Here is a 1,434-nt window from a genome sequence, read left to right on the forward strand (position 1 = left end):
CACGTGAGGGCTAAAAAAGGGGCGAACTCACAGGTCCGAGCCCCGTGGACCGGGGGCGGATTCAAGGGGTCGTTGCAACACTGCTGATCAGCTTGCTGCCAGGAGCTTAGCCAGACGCTCGGCTGGGGTCTCCCAGCCGAGCGCCTTCCGTGGGCCGCCATTGAGTTCGGCAGCCACGGCAGCGAGGTGTTCGAGGCTGTGGCTGGAGAGATCGCTTCCCTTCGGGAAGTATTGCCGCAGCAGGCCGTTGGTGTTCTCGTTGGAGCCGCGCTGCCATGGGCTGGCCGGGTCGCAGAAGTAGACAGGCATGTCGGTGGCCATGGTGAACGCGCCGTGGCCGGCCATTTCCGTGCCTTGGTCCCAGGTCAGAGAGCGCTTGAACTGCGATGGCAGCGTCTGAATCGTGCGGGCAAGCACCTGGTGGAAGTGTTCGGCCTTGTGTGCGCCGTCAGGCAAGTGGAGGAGCATCAGGTAGCGCGTCGAGCGTTCCACAAGTGTCCCGATGGCAGACCGGTGGCCAGGGCCGACGATGAGATCGCCCTCCCAGTGCCCTGGAATGGCCCGGTCAGCGACCTCTGCCGGTCGTTCGCTGATCATCACCATCGGCGTCGCGAAGCGCGGCTGACGCCTGGCTGCGTGCCGGTGGGGCTTGCGACGGGTTCGGCCCGTGCGCAACGCGTGAACGAGTTCCCTGCGGAGCTCACCGCGCCCCTGAACGTATAGCGCCTGGTAGATCGTCTCGTGTGTCACACGCATCTCCAGGTCGTCGGGGAAGTCGCGAGGCAACTGGGCGGCTATCTGCTCTGGGCTCCAGCGGCGGGTCAGACGCTCCTGAATGTAGTCCCGCAGTCGGGAGTTCTGGCCGATCCTTCCCGGCTTCGGCCGTGGGCGGCGTGCATCAGCACGAGCTTGAGCCGCGTAGGGCCGGTAGGCCCAGCGCGAGGTGTCTCCACGTAGTGGGATGCCGTTGCGCCGTATCTCACGGCTGATGGTGGACGGACTGCGGCCCAGCTCAGCGGCAATGGCCCGGACCGTTGCCTTCTCCCGCAAACGATCGGCGACGTGCAGACGATCAGCCTGGGTCAGGAAACGGCTCGGGGCAACGGGAGCCGACGCCGGACGAGCCGGTGCGCGGAACCGGTCCTTTGCCGTCCTGCCGTTGCGCCATTCACGACCGGTTCGTTCGTTGATGCCCACCAGTCGGCAGGCCTCGGTGTTTCCGTAACCCTGGTCCACGAGCCGGAAGTATTCCTCCCGCTCGCGGACCAGGCGCCTGCGGCCGCCCAGAGCCTTGGCCCGGTCCTTGCGGATCTCGAACATCACACCCCTCAAGAAGAGGTGTTGCAACGATCGCTAGAACCCAAGGGGGCAAACCGGGTTCCAAGATGCACGTCCTGTCGGACGCGAACGGACTGCCCCTCGTTGTCGGCGTCA

At 65.8% G+C, this 1,434-nt stretch carries 1 protein-coding gene; it reads right to left on the bottom strand.

Going from position 1 to position 1,434, the window contains the following annotated elements:
- Positions 1-87 precede the first annotated feature (87 nt).
- Positions 88-1,320: an IS30 family transposase gene (locus ACFWW8_RS38580; protein WP_386537612.1), complete on the bottom strand. Its 1,233-nt coding sequence runs from the start codon at positions 1,318-1,320 to the stop codon at positions 88-90.
- Between the last annotated feature and the right edge of the window lie 114 nt (positions 1,321-1,434).

Origin of the sequence: Streptomyces sp. NPDC058701 (assembly GCF_042715295.1) — a bacterium.
GTDB lineage: Bacteria > Actinomycetota > Actinomycetes > Streptomycetales > Streptomycetaceae > Streptomyces.